This is a genomic window from Deltaproteobacteria bacterium, assembly GCA_019310525.1.
In the GTDB taxonomy this organism is placed as follows: Bacteria; Desulfobacterota; DSM-4660; order Desulfatiglandales; family HGW-15; genus JAFDEE01.
The window spans coordinates 6,751-27,160 of the sequence record JAFDEE010000004.1 but is presented as its reverse complement, the minus strand read 5'-3'; the positions used below and the strand labels follow the sequence as shown (position 1 = coordinate 27,160).

20 protein-coding genes are annotated in these 20,410 nt (G+C 57.7%); 15 read left to right on the top strand and 5 right to left on the bottom strand.

Annotated features, from left to right (window positions below; genetic code table 11):
- Window positions 1-39: 39 nt before the first annotated feature.
- The 4 genes from JRF57_00980 (at window position 40) to JRF57_00965 (ending at window position 4,451) form a co-directional block, all read left to right on the top strand.
- Complete coding sequence (locus tag JRF57_00980; GenBank protein MBW2302263.1) at window positions 40-999, top strand: glycosidase; 960 nt, start codon at window positions 40-42, stop codon at window positions 997-999.
- Between the two features lie 2 nt (window positions 1,000-1,001).
- The gene (locus JRF57_00975; GenBank protein MBW2302262.1) at window positions 1,002-2,366 is read left to right on the top strand and encodes a glycosyltransferase; all 1,365 of its coding nucleotides are present in this window, start codon (window positions 1,002-1,004) and stop codon (window positions 2,364-2,366) included.
- Window positions 2,341-3,273 (top strand): glycoside hydrolase family 130 protein, encoded by a 933-nt coding sequence (locus JRF57_00970; protein ID MBW2302261.1) that lies wholly within the window; start codon window positions 2,341-2,343, stop codon window positions 3,271-3,273. Before JRF57_00975 ends, JRF57_00970 begins: the two co-directional genes overlap by 26 nt.
- A gap of 98 nt (window positions 3,274-3,371) precedes the next feature.
- Window positions 3,372-4,451 carry an NTP transferase domain-containing protein gene (locus JRF57_00965; GenBank protein ID MBW2302260.1) on the top strand — a complete coding sequence of 360 codons (1,080 nt, stop codon included), beginning with the start codon at window positions 3,372-3,374 and terminating at the stop codon, window positions 4,449-4,451.
- An 82-nt stretch (window positions 4,452-4,533) separates the two neighbouring features.
- Here JRF57_00965 and JRF57_00960 read toward each other — a convergent pair whose 3' ends face one another.
- Entirely contained in the window at window positions 4,534-5,895 is a 1,362-nt protein-coding gene (locus JRF57_00960) for a glycerate kinase (protein MBW2302259.1), read from the bottom strand.
- 585 nt (window positions 5,896-6,480) lie between these two features.
- Between JRF57_00960 and JRF57_00955 the strand changes: the two genes are divergently transcribed.
- The 4 genes from JRF57_00955 (at window position 6,481) to JRF57_00940 (ending at window position 9,075) form a co-directional block, all read left to right on the top strand.
- Window positions 6,481-7,236 (top strand): divergent polysaccharide deacetylase family protein, encoded by a 756-nt coding sequence (locus tag JRF57_00955; protein MBW2302258.1) that lies wholly within the window; start codon window positions 6,481-6,483, stop codon window positions 7,234-7,236.
- 122 nt (window positions 7,237-7,358) lie between these two features.
- The gene (locus tag JRF57_00950; protein ID MBW2302257.1) at window positions 7,359-7,964 is read left to right on the top strand and encodes a DUF3786 domain-containing protein; all 606 of its coding nucleotides are present in this window, start codon (window positions 7,359-7,361) and stop codon (window positions 7,962-7,964) included.
- Window positions 7,961-8,392, top strand: a complete 432-nt coding sequence (locus JRF57_00945; protein MBW2302256.1) for a hypothetical protein — start codon at window positions 7,961-7,963, stop codon at window positions 8,390-8,392. The genes JRF57_00950 and JRF57_00945 overlap by 4 nt, the downstream gene beginning before the upstream one ends.
- Window positions 8,389-9,075 (top strand): WbqC family protein, encoded by a 687-nt coding sequence (locus JRF57_00940; protein MBW2302255.1) that lies wholly within the window; start codon window positions 8,389-8,391, stop codon window positions 9,073-9,075. Before JRF57_00945 ends, JRF57_00940 begins: the two co-directional genes overlap by 4 nt.
- A gap of 128 nt (window positions 9,076-9,203) precedes the next feature.
- On the opposite strand, the gene JRF57_00935 is transcribed toward JRF57_00940, so the two are convergent.
- Together JRF57_00935 and JRF57_00930 are read right to left on the bottom strand one after the other, a co-directional pair.
- Complete coding sequence (locus JRF57_00935) at window positions 9,204-10,094, bottom strand: DUF89 family protein (protein MBW2302254.1); 891 nt, start codon at window positions 10,092-10,094, stop codon at window positions 9,204-9,206.
- 8 nt (window positions 10,095-10,102) lie between these two features.
- On the bottom strand, window positions 10,103-11,275 hold the full coding sequence (locus tag JRF57_00930; protein ID MBW2302253.1) for a pyridoxal phosphate-dependent aminotransferase: 1,173 nt from the start codon (window positions 11,273-11,275) through the stop codon (window positions 10,103-10,105).
- A gap of 367 nt (window positions 11,276-11,642) precedes the next feature.
- On the opposite strand from JRF57_00930, the gene nifU reads away from it, so the two are divergent.
- The 4 genes from nifU (at window position 11,643) to cysK (ending at window position 15,637) form a co-directional block, all read left to right on the top strand.
- Complete coding sequence (gene nifU / locus JRF57_00925; protein ID MBW2302252.1) at window positions 11,643-12,467, top strand: Fe-S cluster assembly protein NifU; 825 nt, start codon at window positions 11,643-11,645, stop codon at window positions 12,465-12,467.
- Entirely contained in the window at window positions 12,464-13,648 is a 1,185-nt protein-coding gene (gene nifS / locus JRF57_00920) for a cysteine desulfurase NifS (GenBank protein MBW2302251.1), read from the top strand. Before nifU ends, nifS begins: the two co-directional genes overlap by 4 nt.
- Before the next feature lie 63 nt (window positions 13,649-13,711).
- Complete coding sequence (locus JRF57_00915) at window positions 13,712-14,704, top strand: serine acetyltransferase (GenBank protein MBW2302250.1); 993 nt, start codon at window positions 13,712-13,714, stop codon at window positions 14,702-14,704.
- 3 nt (window positions 14,705-14,707) lie between these two features.
- Entirely contained in the window at window positions 14,708-15,637 is a 930-nt protein-coding gene (gene cysK, locus JRF57_00910; protein MBW2302249.1) for a cysteine synthase A, read from the top strand.
- Window positions 15,638-15,744: 107 nt separating this feature from the next.
- Here the strand turns inward: cysK and JRF57_00905 are convergent, their stop codons facing one another.
- Complete coding sequence (locus tag JRF57_00905) at window positions 15,745-16,179, bottom strand: hypothetical protein (GenBank protein ID MBW2302248.1); 435 nt, start codon at window positions 16,177-16,179, stop codon at window positions 15,745-15,747.
- Window positions 16,180-16,396: 217 nt separating this feature from the next.
- Between JRF57_00905 and dusB the strand changes: the two genes are divergently transcribed.
- From dusB to JRF57_00890, 3 genes are read left to right on the top strand one after another with little or no spacing between them, the layout of a single operon-like run.
- Window positions 16,397-17,374, top strand: coding sequence for a tRNA dihydrouridine synthase DusB (dusB, locus tag JRF57_00900; GenBank protein ID MBW2302247.1), 978 nt, complete (start codon window positions 16,397-16,399; stop codon window positions 17,372-17,374).
- Window positions 17,371-19,110 carry a 4-hydroxy-3-methylbut-2-enyl diphosphate reductase gene (gene ispH, locus JRF57_00895; GenBank protein ID MBW2302246.1) on the top strand — a complete coding sequence of 580 codons (1,740 nt, stop codon included), beginning with the start codon at window positions 17,371-17,373 and terminating at the stop codon, window positions 19,108-19,110. The genes dusB and ispH overlap by 4 nt, the downstream gene beginning before the upstream one ends.
- Window positions 19,107-19,952, top strand: a complete 846-nt coding sequence (locus JRF57_00890; protein ID MBW2302245.1) for a glycosyltransferase family 2 protein — start codon at window positions 19,107-19,109, stop codon at window positions 19,950-19,952. Before ispH ends, JRF57_00890 begins: the two co-directional genes overlap by 4 nt.
- A gap of 27 nt (window positions 19,953-19,979) precedes the next feature.
- Here JRF57_00890 and JRF57_00885 read toward each other — a convergent pair whose 3' ends face one another.
- Window positions 19,980-20,393: a DUF3842 family protein gene (locus JRF57_00885; protein MBW2302244.1), complete on the bottom strand. Its 414-nt coding sequence runs from the start codon at window positions 20,391-20,393 to the stop codon at window positions 19,980-19,982.
- Between the last annotated feature and the right edge of the window lie 17 nt (window positions 20,394-20,410).

Genomic DNA, 20,410 nt, shown 5'->3' with positions numbered 1-20,410 from the left:
GAAAATTTCGGCATTTCCATTGAAGGAGGGGAAAGCCTGATGAAAAATCCTTTTTTCAAAGAGCTTTTTCGAAGACACCCGGGAAACCCTATCCTGACCTCAAGGGAGATGCCCTATCCGGTTAACTCGGTCTTCAACGCGGGGGCCACCGCTTTCGGGGATCAAACCCTGCTCCTCCTTCGCGTGGAGGAGCGGAGCGGTATCTCCCACCTGACGGCGGCCCGGAGCAAAGACGGTGTCGGCTCCTGGCGGATCGACGAAAGGCCCACCCTTCGGCCCTGCCCGGAGACCTTCCCTGAGGAGATTTGGGGGATCGAGGATCCAAGAATCACCTACCTGGAAAAACTGGAATCCTGGGTGGTGGCTTACACGGCCTACTCAAAGAGCGGACCCTTGGTCTCCCTGGCCAAAACCCGTGATTTCAGAACGTTCGAACGTATCGGGGCTGTCATGCCACCCGAGGACAAGGACGCGGCCCTTTTCCCGGTCCGGTTCGGCGGTCGGTGGGCCATGCTTCACCGGCCCGTGGCCACCTTCCCCTCCACCGGCGCCCATATCTGGATCTCTTTTTCCCCTGACCTCAAACACTGGGGGGATCACTCTATTTTGATTCCAGCCAGAAAAGGAGGCTGGTGGGACGCGGACAAGATCGGCCTCTCCCCCCCGCCCCTCAGGACCGAGGAAGGATGGTTGATCCTCTACCACGGGGTTCGAACCACCGCCAGCGGATCCATCTATCGGTTGGGCCTGGCCCTCCTTGACCTGGAAGATCCCCGCCGGCTCATCATTCGCTCCGATGAGTGGATATTCGCCCCGGAGGAAGATTACGAGATCTTCGGCGACGTGGACAAGGTGGTGTTTCCCTGCGGTTGGATCCTGGAAGGGGACGAAATCCGCCTCTATTACGGAGGCGCCGATACCTGCATCGCCCTGGCCACGGCGAGTATCAAGGAACTTCTCGCATGGCTCAGGGAACACAACGCCATCCAAGGAGGATAAGAATGCGTATCGCCATGCTATCGCCGATCGCCTGGCGGACCCCGCCAAGACATTACGGGCCCTGGGAGAACGTCGTCTCCCTCTTGACGGAAGGCCTGGTCGCCAGGGGAGTAGACGTCACCCTTTTCGCCACTGGAGATTCTGAAACCGCTGGTATGCTTCACGCCGTCTGCGCCAGGGGATACGAGGAGGACAAAACCCTCGATCCGAAGGTATGGGAAAGCCTCCATATCTCGGAGGTGTTCGAGAGGGCGGATGAATTCGATCTCATCCACAACCATTTCGATTTCCTGCCCCTCACATACAGCGCCCTGACCGACACCCCGGTCCTTACCACCATCCACGGTTTTTCCTCTCCCGGGATCCTGCCGGTGTATCGGAAATACAACCACAGGGCCTACTACGTAGCGATCAGCGAAGCGGACAAAGATCCCGGGCTGGAATACATCGCCACCATTCATCACGGTATCGATCTTAAGCAATTCACCTTTCGTCCCGCCGAAGGAGACTATCTACTCTTCTTCGGCCGCATTCACCATGAAAAGGGAACAAGGGAGTGCATCGAGGTGGCCCGGAAAACGGGAAAGAAGCTCATCATCGCGGGAATCGTCCAGGATGAGGACTACTTCAACAGGGAAGTAAAACCGCATATCGACGACGAGCAGATCCTCTATATCGGCAGTGCCGGACCGGAGAAGAGGGACGAACTGCTGGGCGGAGCTTATGCCTTGCTCCATCCCATCCATTTCGAAGAGCCCTTCGGCCTCTCGGTGATCGAGGCCATGGCCTGCGGCACCCCGGTCCTGGCCTTCAACCGGGGCAGTATGCCCGAAGTGATCGCCCACGGGCAGACCGGTTTCCTGGTCTCAGACCTGGATGAGATGGTGGAAGCGGTTTCCCGTGTCGAAAAAATCCGACGGGAGGAATGCCGCCGGTGGGTAGAGGCTCGGTTCGGCGTTGAGCGCATGGTGGACGATTACATCCGTGTCTACGAACGGATCCTCGAGGAAAGAAAAAGGGAGGATCACCGGCCGTGGGGGTTCTACGAGGTCCTCTCCGACAGGCAGGATCACAAAGTCAAGCGGATCACGGTCTATCCCGGAAAAAGGCTCAGCTACCAGCGGCACCGTCGCCGCTCCGAGCACTGGCACATCGTGACGGGACGGGCCCTTGTGACCCTCGACGGGCGGGAGATCGCCCTGAAGGAAGGGGAATCCGTGGACATCCCCCGCGGGGGCGCCCACAGGATCGCCAATCCCGGAGAAGAAAACATGGTCTTTATCGAGGTCCAAAAGGGAGATTACTTCGGGGAAGACGACATCGAACGCCTGGAAGACGATTATGGGCGGACCGGTACAACGACATAGCAACAATCCGATCCTTACCAGGGATCAAGTCCCCTATCCCGTGGAGACCGTACACAACGCGGGGGTGGTCAAGCATGGGGACAGGTACATCATGCTGTTCCGCTCCCACCTCAGGAACGGCCGCTCCGTCATCGGCCTGGCCGAGAGCCGGGACGGCTTTAACTTCAGGGTGCACGGGGAACCTTTCATCACGCCGGCAAAGGAAGGCCCTTTCGCTCCCTATGAAGAGTTCGGGGTGGAAGATCCGCGTATCTGCGCCCTGGACGGGGAATTTCTGATTACCTACAGTGCCTATTCCCGGCACGGTGTCCGCATAGCCCTTGCAAAGACGAGGGATTTCAGGCGCCTTGAACGCGTGGCCCTGATAACCCAATGCGATTGCAGGAACGTGGTCCTCTTCCCGGCCCGCTTCGAGGGAAGGTATGTACGCCTCGACCGGCCCCATACGGAGATTGCGCCGTGGTCGATATGGATTTCCTATTCCCCGGACCTGATCCACTGGGGGGACTCAAGGATCCTTATCAGGCCCATGCCCTACCATTGGGACGAGATGAAGGTGGGACCGGGCGCCACGCCCATCAGGACGGAAAGAGGATGGCTCCAGATCTTCCACGGCGTGTTTAAGACCATGGACGGGGCCGTCTACCGGTTGGGGGCGGCCCTCCATGACCTGGATGATCCCGGCAAGGTCCTGGGTGTGGCGGACGAGTGGATCCTCCAGCCCGAGGACCCCTGGGAAGTCACAGGATATGTCCACAATGTGGTCTTTACCTGCGGCGCCGTTCCGGAGGAGGACGGAACGCTGAAATTGTACTGGGGCGGAGCGGACAGCGTGCTCTGCGCGGGCACCGCGAGAATTGATGAACTCGTGGATCTCTGCCTGAAAAGGCCCCGCCCCGCCCTTTAACAGGCCCTTCGGCCTGCATGCCCCACATAATATCTAGGTCCGCCGGCACGCCGAAAAGGGCCGGGCGGGAAAAAACCTAAATTGACGAGGATTGCACCATGAACGGAAGCTCGGATGGAACAGCCTGTATCATCATGGCGGGGGGGGCGGGAACCCGGTTCTGGCCCCTCAGCACCGAAACAAGACCCAAGCAGTTCTTAAAGCTCTTCAGCGACGATCGCAGCCTTCTCCAGAAAAGTCTGGACAGGGTAAGCGACCTGTTTCCCAATGACCGGATCCTGGTCCTGACCAGCAAGGACTTCGTGGAAATGGTCTCGGAAGAGTTGCCTCAAATCCCTCGGGAAAACATCGTTGGGGAACCATATCGGCGGGATACCGCCGCAGCCGTCTGCCTCGGGGCCCTGATCTGCCGGGAGCGGTTCGGTAACCCGGTGATCGCCACCTTGACCGCCGACCACATGATCGAACCGGAGGAGGTCTTCCGCAAGACCCTGTCCTCCGCCCTGAAATTCGCCCGAAAAGAAGCGGTCCTATACACCTTCGGCATCCACCCCACTTACCCGGCGACGGGCTACGGCTACCTGGAGCTGGGAAGAAAAATCATCGACGACGAGGGGATCGAGCACTACGAACTCCTCCGGTTCAAGGAGAAACCGGACCTAGAGACGGCCCGGGGCTACCTGGAGTCCGGGCGTTTCAAGTGGAACTCCGGAATGTTCGTCTGGACCGCGGAGGCCATCTTGAGAGAGATCGAAAGGCACATCCCCGCCCACCTGGAGGCCCTCTCGGAGGCCACGACGTACCTGGATACGCCAAGGTGGCCGGAGGCCCTCGGCAGGGCCTTCGCCTCGATCGAAACGGTATCCATAGACTATGCCGTCATGGAAAGGGCGGAAACGGTGCGCTGTGTTGGGTGTACATTCTCATGGTCGGACGTGGGGGGGTGGAACGCCATGAAGGCCTACCTCCCCGGGGACGATTCGGGGAACCATTCCCGCGGTCGACTGATGAACATGGACGCCAGGGACAACCTGGTCTTCTGCGAGAACAAGGATGAATCCGTCATGCTGATCGGCGTGAGGGATCTGGTCGTGGTACGGGCGGGGGATAAAACCCTGGTCACCCACAAGGATCGAACCGAGGACATCAAAAAGGTCTTGAAGAAATATTCCCTTTGAGGACCCGCTTCCCGGAATTTTCCGGCGCTAAAAGGAGGAGGGACACATTCTACTCCCGGGGGCCGGCTTCGCTCAACTCCCCTCACCGCACGAGGATTACCCTCACATCCATGACATTGGTATTGGTGGGTCCGGTTACCAGCAGTTCTCCCGTGGTTTTAAAAAAGTGGTAGGAGTCGTTGTTCTCCAGGTATTCCCCGGCCGCCAGCCCTAGGTCCCGTCCCCGCTTCACTGATTGCGGATCCACGACGGCACCCGCGGCCTCCGTGGGTCCGTCGTTCCCATCCGTCCCCCCGCTGAGCACCACGATTCGGGGAGGCAGGTCCCGGAGCTCCAAGGCGGCCGCCAGGCAAAATTCCTGATTTCTTCCCCCCAAGCCCTTTCCCCGGATCGTAACGGTGGTCTCCCCGCCTGAAATAACGCAGGCCGGCGGAGGCATGGGCCGGCCGGTCCTCAGGATCTCCTTTCCGATGGCCACATGCACCCCGGCGACCTCCCGGGTCTCCCCCTCCACCATGGAAGAAAGGATCAGGGTGCGGTATCCCTGCTTTTCCGCTTCCTTCGCCGCCGCCTCCAGGGCGAGGATGTTGCTCCCGATGACGAAGTTGTGGACCCGGTCGAAGACAGGATCTCCTGCCTTGGGGGTTTCCGGAACACGGCCTTCCATTCCCGTCTTCAGGTAGTCCCGGACGGATTCCGGGATATCCGAGAGTCCATAGCGATCCAGTACCCCAAGGGCCTCCTGGAAGGTGCTCGAATCGGGTACAAAGGGGCCCGAGGCGATGACATCCATATCGTCTCCAACCACGTCCGAGAGCATAAGATTGACGACGGTGGCCGGATAGGCGGCCCTGGCCATTTGTCCCCCCTTGGAAGAAGAGATGTGTTTTCGCACGCTGTTGATCTCGTGGATGTTCGCCCCGCACTCCAGCAGGGCCCGGGTCACCGCCTGTTTCTCCTCCAAGGTGATCCGTCCCGCGGGGGATGGCAAAAGAGCGGACCCTCCCCCGGAAATCAACGAGAAGACCAAATCCCTCTCTCCAGTCCCCTCAAGGAGATCCAGGATCTTCCGGGTCCCCTCCACTCCTTTTTGGTCTGGAAGGGGATGGCCGGCTTCGACCACCTCGGTTCGGGAAAGCCGTTTAGTGAACCCGTACTTGACACTCACGATCCCCCCCGTGATCCGCTCCCCCAGGATCTCCTCCATGGCCCCGGCCATGGGGGCCGTCGCCTTTCCACCCCCCACCAGGTAGACATGGTCGAATGCAGAAAGATCCAGGTGCACCCCGTGGGAATCTTCTTTCCCGCAAACCAGGGTTTGACCCTCCAGACGGACGAACCGCCGAACGGCCTCGCCCGGGTCCACCCTGCCCACCCCCGCGCGAAAAATCTTTTCTGCATCGGCTCTCAGGGCCTGGAGCCCCTCATCTCCCGAAGAACCCATCGCACACCTCCTTTTCGAAAAGACCTTCCTCTGCCGCCCCGGATTGGATGAAATTCAGATTCCCCATAATTCAGCGCCTATCCATAAGTGGCCGATTTCGCCTTCCTCGCCCAAAAAGGCCATTTATGGATGGAAACTAAACTATACAACATCCCGGACCGTTACCTCCACCACCTTTTCAGGAGTACACACAAGAAAAGGGCGCCACCCTTCACTGGATCAGCCCGAAGAGCGCCTCAAAACCAGAACGTCTGCGTAGTAAAAAATATCGGCTGAAGCCGAGCTTTAAGGCCCAAGGGGTCAAGGCGAAATGCATTGAGGCCAGCTTATTGGATTCTACAACAATCACTTGGCCACTTGAACCCTAATAAAAAACAATCGAACTAAACCCTTCGCCTGAAAGCGAGGGTTTTATTCCCCAAATATGATAATACAATATATTGTGTTTAGTGTTGACAACATCAACAACAAGTTGTACAAAAAAGCCGATCAGACTGACCGCCTTCAGACGGAGAACCCCAGGCAGAAAAAAAAGTGTGTGACATGCGCAGAAGGGATTTTCTGGTGAAAGGGAGCTCCTTTCTGATGGGAGCGTTCTTCGGATTCAGCGGAATTTCCAAGGCCTTTGCCAGTGAACGCGGGTCTCGGCGGGGCGGAAAGGGACCTGCCCGCATCGCCCTTATCGTGGACGACATCGGCTTCAGCCCCTCCCGCGCCCATCGTTTCCTGGACATCGGCGTTCCCATCACCTTTGCCGTCTTACCCCGTGTTCCCTATTCCCACGCCCTGGCCCGTGAGATCCACGAGGCCGGCCACGAGATCATGCTCCACCAGCCCATGGAGCCCTTTAATCCGGAAGTGGACCCGGGGCCGGGCGCCCTTTTTGTCGGGGATGACGCCGACAAAATCGCCCGAGTCATGGAAGAAAACATCTCTGAAATCCCCTTTGCAACGGGGGTAAACAACCACATGGGATCCCGGTTCACCTCCTCGGAAAAGGAAATGGAGGAGGCCCTGGCCGTAATCAAGGAAAAAAACCTCTTTTTCGTGGACAGCCTCACCACCAGCCGGTCCACCGGTTACGAAACCGCCCGCAGACTCCACATGGCAGCCGCTTGCAGGAACATCTTTCTGGATACGCGGCTGGATGAATCCGCCATTTTCGCCCAGCTTGAAAGGCTCGCGCGTCGGGCCCTGAGCAGGGGCGCAGCCATCGGCATCGGACATCCTTTTCCCGAGACCGCCCGGGCCGTGGGCCGTTTCGTCCGGAATCTGCGGGGGATCCGACTTGTTTATGTATCCAGTCTGCTTCCATCTCCAAAACCGGCCTCCCCTTCATGACACCCCCCGGGACCCCCGCCGTCCCCTTTCCTTTCCCCTTTGGAATCGGACTGATTCGTGTTACACTACCGCCGCTGATCTGCCGGTGAAGAACCAAAGACCCTTGAAAAACGTTCAATAACATGGAAACAAACTACGACACCCTCATCCGAAACAACCTGGAGCGCATCTACCGGGAGCCGGAAGGCCTGGATAAAAAGATTCCGGCCCTCAGGAGGGGAAGACAATTCCTGTTCCGGGCTTTCGGCCGGGACTGCTGCCTGTCTCCCGAGGGCGTCACCTTCTCCGAGAAGGCCGACACAGGGCCCCGGGCCCTGCTCGTGACCCTTTATGCCCTTCACGTGGTCCAGGATCCCCTTCGACTCGCGCCATTTGTCTCCTTCAAGGACCTGCCCGACAGCATGCCCTATCATGGGGCCTTCTCGGCTAATACAGAACGGGTGCTGGTTCCCCGTGTCCCGGAAATACTGGAGAGGACGGAAGAAATCCTGAAGGCCTTCGAAGGGGAAAAGGATCCCCCTGGGGGATCGGGAGACCTCTCCCTGTTGCTTTACCCCCTGCCCAAGATTGCGCTCCTTTACATCATTTACCTGGCGGACGAGGAATTTCCTGCTTCCGTGACCTGTCTGTTTTCGGCCAATGCCAGGATCTTCATGCCCCTGGACGGCCTGGCCGACGTGGCCGAGTACACATCCGGGGAAATCATTCGGCTTTGCAGAGGAGTATGATGATCGGGGAAAAACACGTCGAAACCCTTAACTTGCAAAACGGGCTGAAGCTGGAAATATGGGACCAGAGCCGCATCATCGCCGGGGATCGCTGGCTCGTGCGCATGGAGGCCAGGGCCGCCGTTCCCCTCAGGGAGGAATACTTCCATTTCGTCCCTGAAAAAGACAGGGCGTATTTCATCCTCAGAAGGGTCCTCGGCACAGAGGTTACTTACAACCATGTACAGGAAAAGCATTTCGTCGACGCGAACCAGAAGGAGGAGGTCTTCAACCGCTTCGTGGATATCTTTAAGAAGAATACTCTCCCATACCTCCAACATCCGGACTTCTCCAGGCGTTTCTGCCTTTCCCGCTACAGGGAACTTAAAGCCAGAGACCCCCGCCTTTTCCTGGACCCTCACCCCTATGAAAAGGTTCTCCCTGAATGATCCTTTCCGCCAGCCAGCCTTACTTCGCCCCTTATCCCGGTTTCTTTTACAAGGCCCACCTTTCCGATCTTTTCGTCATCCTGGACGACGTTCAATTTCCCCGGGGCACCACCTGGATTTCGAGAAACCGATTCAAGAACCACCTTGGCACCCTTTGGATGACCATCCCGGTGTGGAAAAAAGGACTGGGCCTGCAGACGATCCGTTCCGTCCGGATATGCCGTGAGGGCCGCTGGGCGAAAAAGCACCTGGAGACCATCAAGACCGCCTATGCCAGGGCGCCCTACCTGAGGGAACACCTGCCGTTCTTCGAAAAAATCTTCTCCGGGGATTTTGAAAGGCTCCTGGACCTGAATATGGAGATTATCCGGCACGTGATCCGGCATCTAGGTATCCAGGGTGAGGTTTTGCTCCTCTCGGAGCTTGGGGTGGGTGGCACGGGGGATCGGAGGCTCATTGAGATCTGCAGGCGGACGGGCGCAACCCGCTTTTTGGCCCAGAGGCCGGCCAAGAAATTCTTGAATGAGGAAGTTTTTCGGGAGGCGGGAATAAGTTTGGATTTTTTCACTCCCCCCGTCCCGGTGTATCCCCAGCTCTGGGGCGAATTCCTTCCGAACCTCTCCGTCCTCGATCTGCTCTTAAACTGTGGTCCCAAGTCCCGGGAGATCCTGCTTGGAGAATGATCAAGGTGCACCCAATGACGCCTTTTCTTCCGTTCCGGGTCTCCCCCCGGGCTGCGGCTTCCCCCGCAGATAAGTCGCCAGAAAACACCAGGCCGGTAAATTTGAATAGCTGCAGTATTGATGCTTGCTCAACGAACCGAAGGAATTCCGTCCCGCCAGAAAGCAAGATAACTTCCCTTCGGGGCCCCGATATAGTCCTGGATTGGTTCGCACTTGACCTTGAACAGAAAAAAGATGGGAGTGGACAGGAGCCGGGGATAGAGGGTTTCGAAGTTGGCCATTCCCTTGGAAATGACCAGGTCCGCCGAGTCGAAGAGTTCCAGGACTTTCCCCGGCAGGCATTCCCAGTCGATCCCCACCCCATCAATACCGGTATCCATCACCTTGTCGAATCGACCCTCCAGGCCCGCATGCCGGAGTTCGGTACGGGTCAGGTCGTTCAGGGAAGGTTCCCCCTTAACCAGCAATAACGTCTCTCCGGCATGTTCCCGGATATAGTCATAGAGGGGGAGATCAAAGAAGATTTCCCCGGCGTTGTCCGTGAGGAAGAGGACCCGTTCGGGCCTGGAGGAGAGGAAGGATTCCAGGCGCCCGATGTCATCATAGTAACAGGAAATACTTCCCGGATCTTCCGGAATACCGGCGAAGGCCGTATCCGGTCCATAGAAAAAATCCAGGCTGTTGCCCAGAAGGGAAAGGCAGACGAGAGAGCGAAAATCAGACCCCGTCCGTCCCTCCAGGACGGCTATCGTCTCACGGGCCCTGGCCATTTCCAGGGACTTGAACGCTGCGTAAGGATCCTCCACTCCCGTATAATCACGGAGTTCTCTAAGGATGCGGTTCGCGATCCTCGGGGGGCACCAATCTCCGCTTTTAACAGCCTCCTGAAGAATCCTTTCGGCCGCGGCCTCTGCCCGGGAAAGGGTGCCTTTATCCCCGGGAACTGCCATCTCGGCCATATCCCGGGTCATTTTCCTGAGGCACTCTATACACGTGGGGGAAACCTTCCGCTCTTTCATGCTTCACCCTATTCTATCTCTTCCCTGGCCCTCCTGAATCCTTCCTCCGCCTCCAGGATGGTCTTCTCCGGAACGGCGAAGGAGAGGCGGAAATGACCCGGGGTGCCGAAATCCGTTCCCGGGCAGACCAGGATGCGCTCTTCCATGAGACTCCGGCAAAAGGTGATATCGTCGGGGATCGGGGACTCCGGGAAGATGAAAAACCCCCCCTGAGGCACGGTGAAGGTATAGCCGGCCCTCTCCAACACCTCGCAGACGAGGTCCCTGCGGCGCCTGTAAGCCTCCACGTCCACCACCGCCCCCTGAAGGGCGGCCACGACCCTCTGGAACAGGCTCGGTGCGTTGACGTAAAGAACGGCGTTCATGACCCCGGCTGCCTTGACAAGCTGTTCGGCGTCCTCGGCCTCCGGGTGAACGGCAAGATATCCGATCCTTTCTCCGGCAAGGGAAAGCTGCTTGGAATATGAGGAAATCAGGATCGTGTGGGGATAGGACTCTAGCACGGAGGGCACTTCGGAGTCGAAGGCCAACCTACGGTACGGTTCATCCGAGATCAGGTAGATTCTCCTCCCGTATCTCTTGCTGGCCCGATCCAGGACTTCTCCGAGTTGCTCCAACTCCTCCCTGGAATAGACCGCACCCGAGGGATTATTGGGGGAATTGACCAAAACCGCCCTGGTCTTCCCGGTGATGGCCGCCTCCATGGCCCCGGGATCCAGGTGAAAATTCCCTCCCGTGGGCACGGAGCGGAGGACCGCCCCCATGTTCATCACGTAGAGGGTGTAGGCCACGAAATAAGGGGCCGGCACCAAGATCTCCTCCCCGGGGTCCATCAGGGCGGTGAAGATGCCGTTCAGGGCCCCGACCGCTCCGGAGGTCATGACAACGTTTTCGGCCGGGATCTCCGTTCCCTGCTCACGACTCAGGTATTCAGCCACGGCCCTTCGGACCGGGAGAAGCCCGGCGGTCGGGGTGTAGCCATGGGGGATGGAATCCTCTTTCACCAGGTTCCGGAGAACCTCTCCGAACTCGGGGGGAGGAGGAACCGCCGGGTTTCCCAGGGTGAAATCGTAGACCCTGTCCGGCCCATACCGGGCCCTGAGCCTTGCCCCTTCTTCGAACATCCTGGTAACACTCGATGAAGTCTCGATGATCTTCTGCATCTTTCCTGAAATCGGCATGTCTGTTTCCCCTCTGAACAGGCAGTTTAAAACTACCTCGCTCACTATGTTTATCAACAACCTGCAAGATTCTGAAGCCTCCGGGATCATCCCCGGGATCCATTCCGGTCAATATTTTCGCCCTTCAGTAGTTGCACCTGGTATAATGTTCTAAAAATCTTTCGGCCCCCAACACAGAATGGTCTCATAACCGATGATCGAGAGTGCCAGGATTAGGATTCAATATTTCCTATTGTCAAAATAGGAATAATGATTAAACTTGTCGATAAGGGCCCTTTCATTAATAAAGAATGCCGGTCCATGTCCTTATTAAGCCCCGATTCGAACCTATTCCTTCAGTCGGGCTTCCAGTCGGGAGGAAGAAATCATGTGGGAATACTCGGACAAAGTCAAGGAACACTTTCTCAACCCGCAAAACGCCGGGGAGATGGAGGATGCCAACGCCGTCGGTGAGGTGGGCTCCATGGCCTGCGGGGACGCCCTGAAGCTCATGCTGAAGGTGGATGAGAACGGAAAGATACAGGAGGCCAAGTTCCAGACCTTCGGGTGCGCCAGCGCCATCGCTTCCGCCTCCGCCCTCACCGAGATGTTGAAAGGAAAAACGATCGAGGAGGCGGAAAAGATCACCAACCAGGATATCGTGGACTATCTCGGGGGGCTTCCCAAGGAGAAGATGCACTGCTCAGTTCTCGGCCGACAGGCCCTGGAACATGCCCTTGCCGATTACCGGGGCCAGCCGGTCAAGGAACAGGAAGGGGAAATCGTCTGCGAGTGTTTCGGGGTGACGGATCTGGAAATCGAGAGGGCAATAAGGGAAAACAACCTGAGCACGGTGGAGGAGGTCACGAACTACACGAAGGCCGGGGGAGGATGCGAGGGCTGCCACGATACCATCCGTGAGATCATCGCCCGGGTCCGATCCGAGAAAAAACGCGTGACCCGGCCGAAACTTTCCAACATCCAGAAAATCCGGATGATCGAGGAGACGATAGAGCGGGAGATCCGGCCCTCCCTCCAAAACGACGGGGGAGACATCGAACTCGTGGATGTGATCGGGAACCGGGTCCTGGTCGCGACCCGCGGAGCCTGTGCCACGTGCAGGGCCTCTGAACTGACCCTGAAAAACTTTGTTGAACAAAAACTCAGAGAACTGGTCTGGCCTGAACTGGTCGTAGAGGAGGTGACAGAATGAGAACGATCTACCTGGACAACAACGCCACCACCCAGGTTTCCCCCGAAGTACTTGAGGCCATGTTGCCCTATTTCAACGAATATTACGGTAACCCCTCCAGTGCCCACACTTTCGGCGGACAGGTGGCGGCAAAACTCCGCAAAGCCAGGGAACAGGTGGCCGACTTGTTGGGAGCCCGGCCCGAAGAGATCATCTTCACCAGTTGCGGTTCCGAGAGTGACAACACGGCCATCCTCTCGGCCCTGCGTACGGAGAAGGAAAAAAGGCATATCGTGACAAGCAGGGTGGAACACCCCGCCGTCAGGTCACTCTGTCACTACCTTGAAAAACAAGGATACAAGGTCACGGAGATCCCCGTTGACCGGGAAGGTCGGCTGGACATGGACCAGTACCGGGTGAGCCTCACCCGGGATACGGCACTCGTCACTCTCATGTGGGCCAACAATGAAACAGGAGTCATTTTTCCCGTTGAAGAGGCCGCCCGGATGGCCAAAGAAAGGAAGATTCTCTTCCACACGGACGCTGTCCAGGCCGTGGGGAAGATTCCGATCGATCTGAGCAACAGTGCCATCGACATGCTTTCCATATCCGGGCACAAGCTTCACGCCCCCAAGGGGATCGGTGTGCTTTACGTGAGAACGGGCACCAGATTCTCGCCCTTCCTGATCGGAGGACACCAGGAAAGAGGCCGCAGGGGAGGTACGGAGAACACGGCCGGCATCATCGGGCTGGGAAAGGCATGTGAGATGGCGGCCGAGAACATGGAGAAGGAAAACACGCGGGTGAAGGCCCTCCGGGACAAGCTGGAAACCGGAATCCTCTCCCTGGTCCCGAATACCAGGGTCAACGGGGCGGGGGCGGAACGCCTGCCCAATACCTCCAATATCAGCTTCGAATTCGTTGAAGGAGAAGCCATTCTGCTGCTCATGGATGAACATGGGATCTGCGCCTCCTCCGGGTCCGCCTGCACCTCCGGCTCCCTGCAGCCCTCCCATGTGCTCCGGGCCATGGGCGTCCCCTTTACCATGGCCCACGGCTCCATCCGCTTCAGCCTGAGTATTTACAACACTGAGGAGGAGATTGATTTCGTGCTGGAAAAAGTTCCTCCGATCATAGAAAAACTCCGGAGCTATTCACCCTTCTGGAAGCCTGAAGGCCAGGCCTGCGCCTCAGGCACTTAGGCGGCTTTGGCCGGTTCTCTCCTATGGGTCCGCCCGAGGCGGGAAAAAGAAAGAACTTGAACCATGGAAGACGTGCTAAAAGAAGATCGATGCAAGACGGATGTGTTGAACACGGAACGGTTCCGAAAAGAGCTCCCGGAGCTTGTGGACCGACTGGTGCGTTCCTGCGACCGGAAGGAATGCTTCGACCACGTGAGTCCGGAACCCCTTCCTTCCAGGGAGGCCATAGTCGCTCTCATCAAAAGGGCCCGCCAAATACTCTTTCCTGGATACTTTACGAGGGAGCGGGTGGACAAGGTCAATTTCGGTTACTATTACGGGCAGGAGGTCTCCACCTTTTATGAGTCCCTTGCGGAACAGATCACCCTTTCCATCCGCCACGAGTGTCTCCGGTACAACCAACCGTGCAGCCAATGCCTGGACCGGGGCCATGAAGCCGCCATAGATTTTATCCGGGAAATGCCCAACCTCCGTTCCTTACTCGGAAAAGACGTCGTAGCGGCCCGGGAAGGGGATCCGGCCGCCCGCAGTCACGACGAGGTCATCTTCAGCTATCCAGGCCTCTTTGCCATCACGGTTTACCGGATCGCCCATCTGCTCTATGAGCAGAATATACCCCTCATCCCTCGAATGATGACAGAATACGCCCACGGGCTTACAGGGATCGACATCCATCCAGGTGCCCGAATCGGGGAGAGTTTCTTCATCGACCATGGGACCGGTGTCGTCATCGGAGAGACCGCCGAGATCGGAAACCGGGTAAGGATCTACCAAGGAGTGACCCTCGGGGCCCTTTCCCTCCCCAGGGACGCCCTGGAAAGTTTACGGAACCAAAAGCGCCACCCCACCATCGAAGACGACGTTGTCATTTACTCCGGGGCCACGATCCTCGGAGGAGAAACGGTTATCGGGGCCCGGTGCGTGATCGGAGGAAACGTGTGGATCACCGAGTCGGTGCCCCCGGATACCCGGGTCTTCTTGAAAAAACCCGAATTGATCATGAAAGGGGCCGTGGAAAAAAAGGTTTCCAGGATGCCGAAAAAGAGGGAGGGCTGAGAGATGCCTGGCATTTTCAATGACATCATCCAGACCATAGGATCGACACAGTTGGTCCGATTGAACCGGATAGGGAAGGGCCTTCCGGCCTCGATCCTTGCAAAATTAGAATTCATGAATCCGCTGGGCAGTGTCAAGGACCGCATCGGGGCGGCCATGATCGAGGCTGCGGAGAGGCAGGGTTCCATCAACGAGAAAACCTTGATCGTGGAACCCACCAGCGGCAATACCGGGATAGCCCTTGCCTTCGTCTGTGCCGCGAAAGGGTACCGGCTCGTGCTGACCATGCCTGAGAGCATGAGCCTTGAGCGGCGAAAACTGCTCCGACACCTTGGGGCGGACCTGGTCCTCACCCCGGCGGAGCAAGGTATGAAGGGGGCGATCCAAAGGGCCCAAGAAATACTTGATGAGACCCCCGGCGCCTTCATGCCCAACCAGTTCAGCAACCCGGCCAATCCCGCCGTTCACCGGCGGAGCACGGCTGAAGAGATCTGGCGGGATACCGGGGGCGCGGTGGATATCCTGGTGGCCGGGGTGGGAACCGGAGGAACGATTACCGGGGTATCGGAGGTAATAAAGGAACGCAAACCCGAATTTAAGGCCGTGGCCGTGGAACCCGCCAGCTCCCCCGTTCTCTCCGGAGGGAAACCGGGCCCCCACAAGATCCAGGGGATCGGGGCCGGATTCATTCCCCCGGTCCTCAACACCCGGATCCTTGACGAGATCATAACGGTCTCCGATGAGGAATCTTTCGAGACGGCCCGGGACCTCTCCAAAAAAGAAGGTATCCTTTGCGGGATTTCCTCCGGGGCCGCGGTGGCCGCTGCCCTGAAAGTGGCGGCAAGACCCGAAAACCGGGACAAGCAGATCGTGGTGATACTCCCGAGCACCGGTGAGCGTTACATCAGTACGGATCTCTTTCTTGGCGGCTGAAACTCTTCACGAAAAATCGCGCAGCGGCATCTCCCCCCGGCCTGCCCCCTCCCATTGGTTCTCAAGGGCCTTGCCTGCTTTGTGATCGACCTCTTGCAGTTCCAGGCTCAGAAGGCACCCAGTTGGCATCGGGAAATCTTGATACCGAGCCCCTCGCAGGCGGAAGATACGGCCATCTTTCGAATTCCCAGCCTTTTTGCGATATCCCACGCGGCCCGGCAGGGAAGACGGCCGTCCACCAAGGCCTGGTGGATGGCCTCGGAAAGCTCTGGATCAATGGACTCAGGCGGAGACAGCAAGCTCTTCCGGGGGCCGTACCCGAAAAGCCCCAGCTGGCACTTGATGATATGCTTTTCAACGATATCCACCGCCCTGCCCACCTCGGCTGGAGAGACATCCAGGTCTTCCGCTATGGAAAAAGCAACGGCACAGGGAAGATCATCGTCCACGGCCCTCTCCCGGATCGCCTCGAGGATCTTCCGATCAAGCGCCTGATTTTCCTCATGTTTTTTGGCGAAATGGCCCTTGTCTTCTTTTGTCATTCAACGCCCTCCTCGTGATCTCTCGTCGGCCCGGAAAGCAGGAAGTGTCCTCTCTTCCGCATACGCCCCCTTACCTGCCCCGGAAAAAGTTTCTAAAAAAATGATAGCTCATGCCACCCTGCAGTACAACCGCCTTCTTCACATTCTCCGGGAACCACCAAGCCCCTTTCCTGTATGCGCCCTTGTCAACCCCCCGAAAATTCTCTAATATGCCACCATGCTCAAGATCGGCACCCTCCAATTAGACAATTGGCTCCTCATGGCCCCGATGGCCGGTATCACCTCCCTCCCCTTTCGCCTCATGGTCAAGAAAATGGGGGCGGGATTGGTCACCACGGAAATGGTCAGTGCCACCGGGCTCACACGGGGGCAGGAAAGCACCTTCCGCTACCTGAAGAGCCATCCCGCCGAAGGGCCTCTGGCCGTACAGATCTTTGGATCCCATCCCGAGATCATGGCCACGGCCGCTCGAATAGTCATTGATGCGGGGGCCTCTGTCGTGGATATCAATATGGGTTGCCCGGTGAAAAAGGTGACCCGGACAGGAGCAGGAGCGGCCCTGTTGCGGGATCCCAAGAGGGTGGAATCGATTCTTTCCCGCGTCAGGCTCAGCTGCTCCGTACCCTTGACTGTCAAGATCCGTGCAGGCTGGAGTCCTTCCGAACCCTCCTACCTCGAGATCGCCAAAATTGTCCAGGATTGCGGCGCAGATGCCCTGACCGTTCATCCCCGTTATGCCACTCAGGGTTTTTCTCTTCACGCCGAATGGAACATCATCGGAGAAATCAAGACGGTCTTGAACATCCCCGTCATCGGGAACGGGGATGTCTTTGAGCCCGCTGCGGCCTTGAGGATGCGGAAGGAGACCGGGTGCGACGGGGTCATGATAGGTCGTGGAGCCGTAGGAAACCCATGGATTTTCAAACAAATACTCTGCCTTGAGCGGGATCTTTCCATCCCCGAACCAACCTTTTCCGAGCGCAAGGCCCTGATCTTGGAGCATTTCAACCTCCTGGCGGAATCCCTTGGAGAATATCGCGCTGCCCGGGCCATGCGGGGGCTTCTCCTCTGGTATACCAAGGGGCTTCCCCACAGCAGCCGATTCCGGGGGCGAATCACCCGGATCGGGGATCTCGAGACCCTCATCCAAACCCTTGACGAGTATTTTGAAACCCTGGAGGATCAGGCCGCTTGAAAGTAAAACTGGCAAAGACCGCCGGCTTCTGCATGGGCGTCCACCGCGCCATGGACCTTGTCCTAAACGAGGCCAACAAGGGTGATGGACCTATCTATACTTACGGCCCCCTCATCCACAACTCCCAGGTGATCGACCTCTTGAAATCCAAGGGCGTCATCCCGATAGAAGACATCCGGGAGATCCAGGGGAAAAAGGGGACAATGGTGATCCGTGCCCACGGAATTCCTCCCGGGGAAAGGGAGATTCTCCGCTCCAGCGGCCTTCGAATCCTGGACGCCACCTGCCCCAGGGTGGCCAGGGTCCAGGCCATTATTCGATCCCATACCCGAAAAGGATTTACGGCTGTAATCGTCGGGGACCAGGACCATCCAGAAGTCATCGGCCTTCAGGGTTATGCGGAGGGCAAGGCCCATGTGATCGGCCGCCCCGAGGAGGTAGCGACCCTACCCGAGACGGAAAAACTCCTTGTCGTGGCCCAGACCACCCAGGACGCCCAAGTTTACAGGGAAATACAGGAGGCCGTGAGAGCCAGGTATCCCAAGGCCGTCATCTTCGACACCATCTGTGATGCGACCCATAACCGTCAGCAAGAAGTGAAATCTTTTTCCGGCCACGTGGATTGCGTCGTGGTCGTCGGAGGGTACCACAGCGGCAATACCCAGAGACTGGTCCAGGTATCCGAAGGCGCAGGCCTCCGTACCTTTCACATCGAGAAGGCCGAGGAACTGGACAGAGAAAGGCTGGCATCCATGGAGGTGGTGGGAGTCACGGCCGGGGCCTCCACACCCAACTGGATGATCAAGCAGGTTGTACAGGAGATCCAGGGGATCCGCAGCCGCAGGGAGGCCCGCCTGGGTCCTTGGTTGAGGAAGGTTTTCAAGATCCTTATGGACAGCAATCTCGTCGTGGCCTTCGGTGGCTATTCTCTGTCTTACTCTGCCGAAATCCTGATGAACCGGGATCTTGACTTCGTTCATCCCGGCATCGCTTTTCTTTATATCTATGCCATGCACGTTCTCAACCGCTTCCTCGACAAGGGGGCCAGCACATACAACGACCCGGCCATGGCCTGCTTTTATCGAAGGTACCGAATTCCCCTGATGTTCTCGGGAATCCTTGCAATCCTCGGCTCCCTGGCCATCGCCATCCGTCTCGGGCCCTCTGTATTTCTCATCATGTCCGGGTTGTGCGTCCTTGGTATCATATACAGTGTGCCGATCGTCCCGCTTCGTAGGCGCCGCCTGTTTCGCTATACCAAGATCAAGGATATCCCCGGCTCTAAAACCCTTTCGGAATCCCTGGCGTGGGCGACCGTCATTTCCCTGGTGCCTCTCCTTGAGCCTTCCCCTCCTGACTCCTCAAAGACCCTGGTAGCATTTTTTGCAGTATTTTCAATAGTATATGTACGATCTGCCCTTTTTGATATCTTCCAGGCCCAGGGCGACCTTATCGTGGGAGTTGAGACCCTTCCCATCACTCTGGGGGAAAAAAGGACTCTCCTCCTGCTGAAATCCGTCACGATCATAGGCGGCCTCGGCCTTTTGGCCGCACCCTTGGTCGGCGCCGTGGGGAGCTTCTCCTATCTGCTCCTGCTCTGCTACGGCACCCTTATGATGTCCATCCTGGCCTACGAAAAGCGGTGGCTTTATCCCGGAACATCCCTGGAGGCCCTGGTAGAAGGGAACTTCTTCCTGGCGGGATGCCTTGGATTCCTCTGGCACCACCTTGCATGAAGACCGTAAGCGTCATCATCCCCACCTTTGACCGGGCCTCGATGGTCTGCAGGGCCCTCTCCTCCGTCCTCCACCAAAACTTTGATCCTGCCGAGATCGAAATCATCGTGGTGGACGACGGTTCCAGGGACGATACAGAAGAAAGAATCGCCCCCTTCAGAAAGCATATCTCCTACATCCGGCACGCCGAAAACCAGGGTGTATCCGCTGCGAGAAACACGGGTATCCGCCATTCCAGCGCACCCCTCGTGGCCTTCCTGGACTCGGATGACTATTGGCTTCCTGAAAAGCTTCAAACTCAGGTCGCTTTCTTCCGGCGGCAACCGGAATGTGTGGCTTGTCAGACCCAGGAAATCTGGATTCGGCGAGGCCGACGGGTCAACCCCCGGAAAAAACACCTAAAACCCTCTGGAGATGTCTTCATTCCCTCCCTCAGGCTTTGTCTCGTAAGTCCTTCCGCAGTTATGCTTAAGAGGAGTCTTCTCGATGAGGTCGGCCTTTTTGATGAAAGCCTGCCGGCCTGTGAGGACTACGACCTGTGGTTAAGGATCTCAAGCCGTTACCCGATCCACCTCATCGATGAATATCTCCTTGTCAAAGAAGGGGGGCACAGCGACCAGCTTTCCACGAGGATCGGGGGTCTGGATCGTTATCGTATCCAATCCCTGGTCAATCTCATCGAAAAAGAAGACCTCAAGGACGAATACCTGCTGGCCGCCCTCAAGGAACTCCGCAGGAAGTGCCGTATCTATGGAAAGGGGTGTCTGAAGAGGGGAAAAACGAACGAGGCGGACTACTATTTCGATCTTCCTGATCGGCTGGAAAGAGCGTGTAAACGATAGCGCACTCTAGGGCTTTCGGGAAAAGAATCAGTCGCTGCCACTCCCTAGCACCAGGGAAGCTACCCGATCAACGAGGTGAGGCAAGGGTTCTTCCGCAACACCTACAACCTTGACATTTTCCTGGGTCAGAGGAATCAGGACCTTTCTCGCGGGGCTGGAGCAAAGGGCCTCGGCCATCCGGGGGGTCACCTCGCCCATCATGGCGTTGGGCATGATAACGGCAAGGGTTCCGATGATCCAGTCCACCCGGGAACAGGACCGGACTATCGCGTTTTCACCGGTTGCTCCCCGGTTGGCCCCGGCCTTCATCATCCTTGAGGTGGCGATGGAATTGGTTCCCAATGCCCAGATCAGGAGGTCCTCCCCGCCCCGGGTCCGGAGACTCTTGATGACCGCAGCCCCAATGCCTCCCCCCTGCCCGTCTATTACCATGATCACCATCGATCTTCCCTTATCGG

What these genes read in the sequence shown, in the direction of transcription:
- JRF57_00980 (MBW2302263.1), top strand. Translation starts at nt 40, where the DNA reads ATGAAAAATCCTTTTTTCAAAGAGCTTTTTCGAAGACACCCGGGAAAC.
- JRF57_00975 (MBW2302262.1), top strand. Translation starts at nt 1,002, where the DNA reads ATGCGTATCGCCATGCTATCGCCGATCGCCTGGCGGACCCCGCCAAGA.
- JRF57_00970 (MBW2302261.1), top strand. Translation starts at nt 2,341, where the DNA reads ATGGGCGGACCGGTACAACGACATAGCAACAATCCGATCCTTACCAGG.
- JRF57_00965 (MBW2302260.1), top strand. Translation starts at nt 3,372, where the DNA reads ATGAACGGAAGCTCGGATGGAACAGCCTGTATCATCATGGCGGGGGGG.
- JRF57_00960 (MBW2302259.1), bottom strand. Translation starts at nt 5,895, where the DNA reads ATGGGTTCTTCGGGAGATGAGGGGCTCCAGGCCCTGAGAGCCGATGCA.
- JRF57_00955 (MBW2302258.1), top strand. Translation starts at nt 6,481, where the DNA reads ATGGGAGCGTTCTTCGGATTCAGCGGAATTTCCAAGGCCTTTGCCAGT.
- JRF57_00950 (MBW2302257.1), top strand. Translation starts at nt 7,359, where the DNA reads ATGGAAACAAACTACGACACCCTCATCCGAAACAACCTGGAGCGCATC.
- JRF57_00945 (MBW2302256.1), top strand. Translation starts at nt 7,961, where the DNA reads ATGATGATCGGGGAAAAACACGTCGAAACCCTTAACTTGCAAAACGGG.
- JRF57_00940 (MBW2302255.1), top strand. Translation starts at nt 8,389, where the DNA reads ATGATCCTTTCCGCCAGCCAGCCTTACTTCGCCCCTTATCCCGGTTTC.
- JRF57_00935 (MBW2302254.1), bottom strand. Translation starts at nt 10,094, where the DNA reads ATGAAAGAGCGGAAGGTTTCCCCCACGTGTATAGAGTGCCTCAGGAAA.
- JRF57_00930 (MBW2302253.1), bottom strand. Translation starts at nt 11,275, where the DNA reads ATGCCGATTTCAGGAAAGATGCAGAAGATCATCGAGACTTCATCGAGT.
- nifU (MBW2302252.1), top strand. Translation starts at nt 11,643, where the DNA reads ATGTGGGAATACTCGGACAAAGTCAAGGAACACTTTCTCAACCCGCAA.
- nifS (MBW2302251.1), top strand. Translation starts at nt 12,464, where the DNA reads ATGAGAACGATCTACCTGGACAACAACGCCACCACCCAGGTTTCCCCC.
- JRF57_00915 (MBW2302250.1), top strand. Translation starts at nt 13,712, where the DNA reads ATGGAAGACGTGCTAAAAGAAGATCGATGCAAGACGGATGTGTTGAAC.
- cysK (MBW2302249.1), top strand. Translation starts at nt 14,708, where the DNA reads ATGCCTGGCATTTTCAATGACATCATCCAGACCATAGGATCGACACAG.
- JRF57_00905 (MBW2302248.1), bottom strand. Translation starts at nt 16,179, where the DNA reads ATGACAAAAGAAGACAAGGGCCATTTCGCCAAAAAACATGAGGAAAAT.
- dusB (MBW2302247.1), top strand. Translation starts at nt 16,397, where the DNA reads ATGCTCAAGATCGGCACCCTCCAATTAGACAATTGGCTCCTCATGGCC.
- JRF57_00890 (MBW2302245.1), top strand. Translation starts at nt 19,107, where the DNA reads ATGAAGACCGTAAGCGTCATCATCCCCACCTTTGACCGGGCCTCGATG.
- JRF57_00885 (MBW2302244.1), bottom strand. Translation starts at nt 20,393, where the DNA reads ATGGTGATCATGGTAATAGACGGGCAGGGGGGAGGCATTGGGGCTGCG.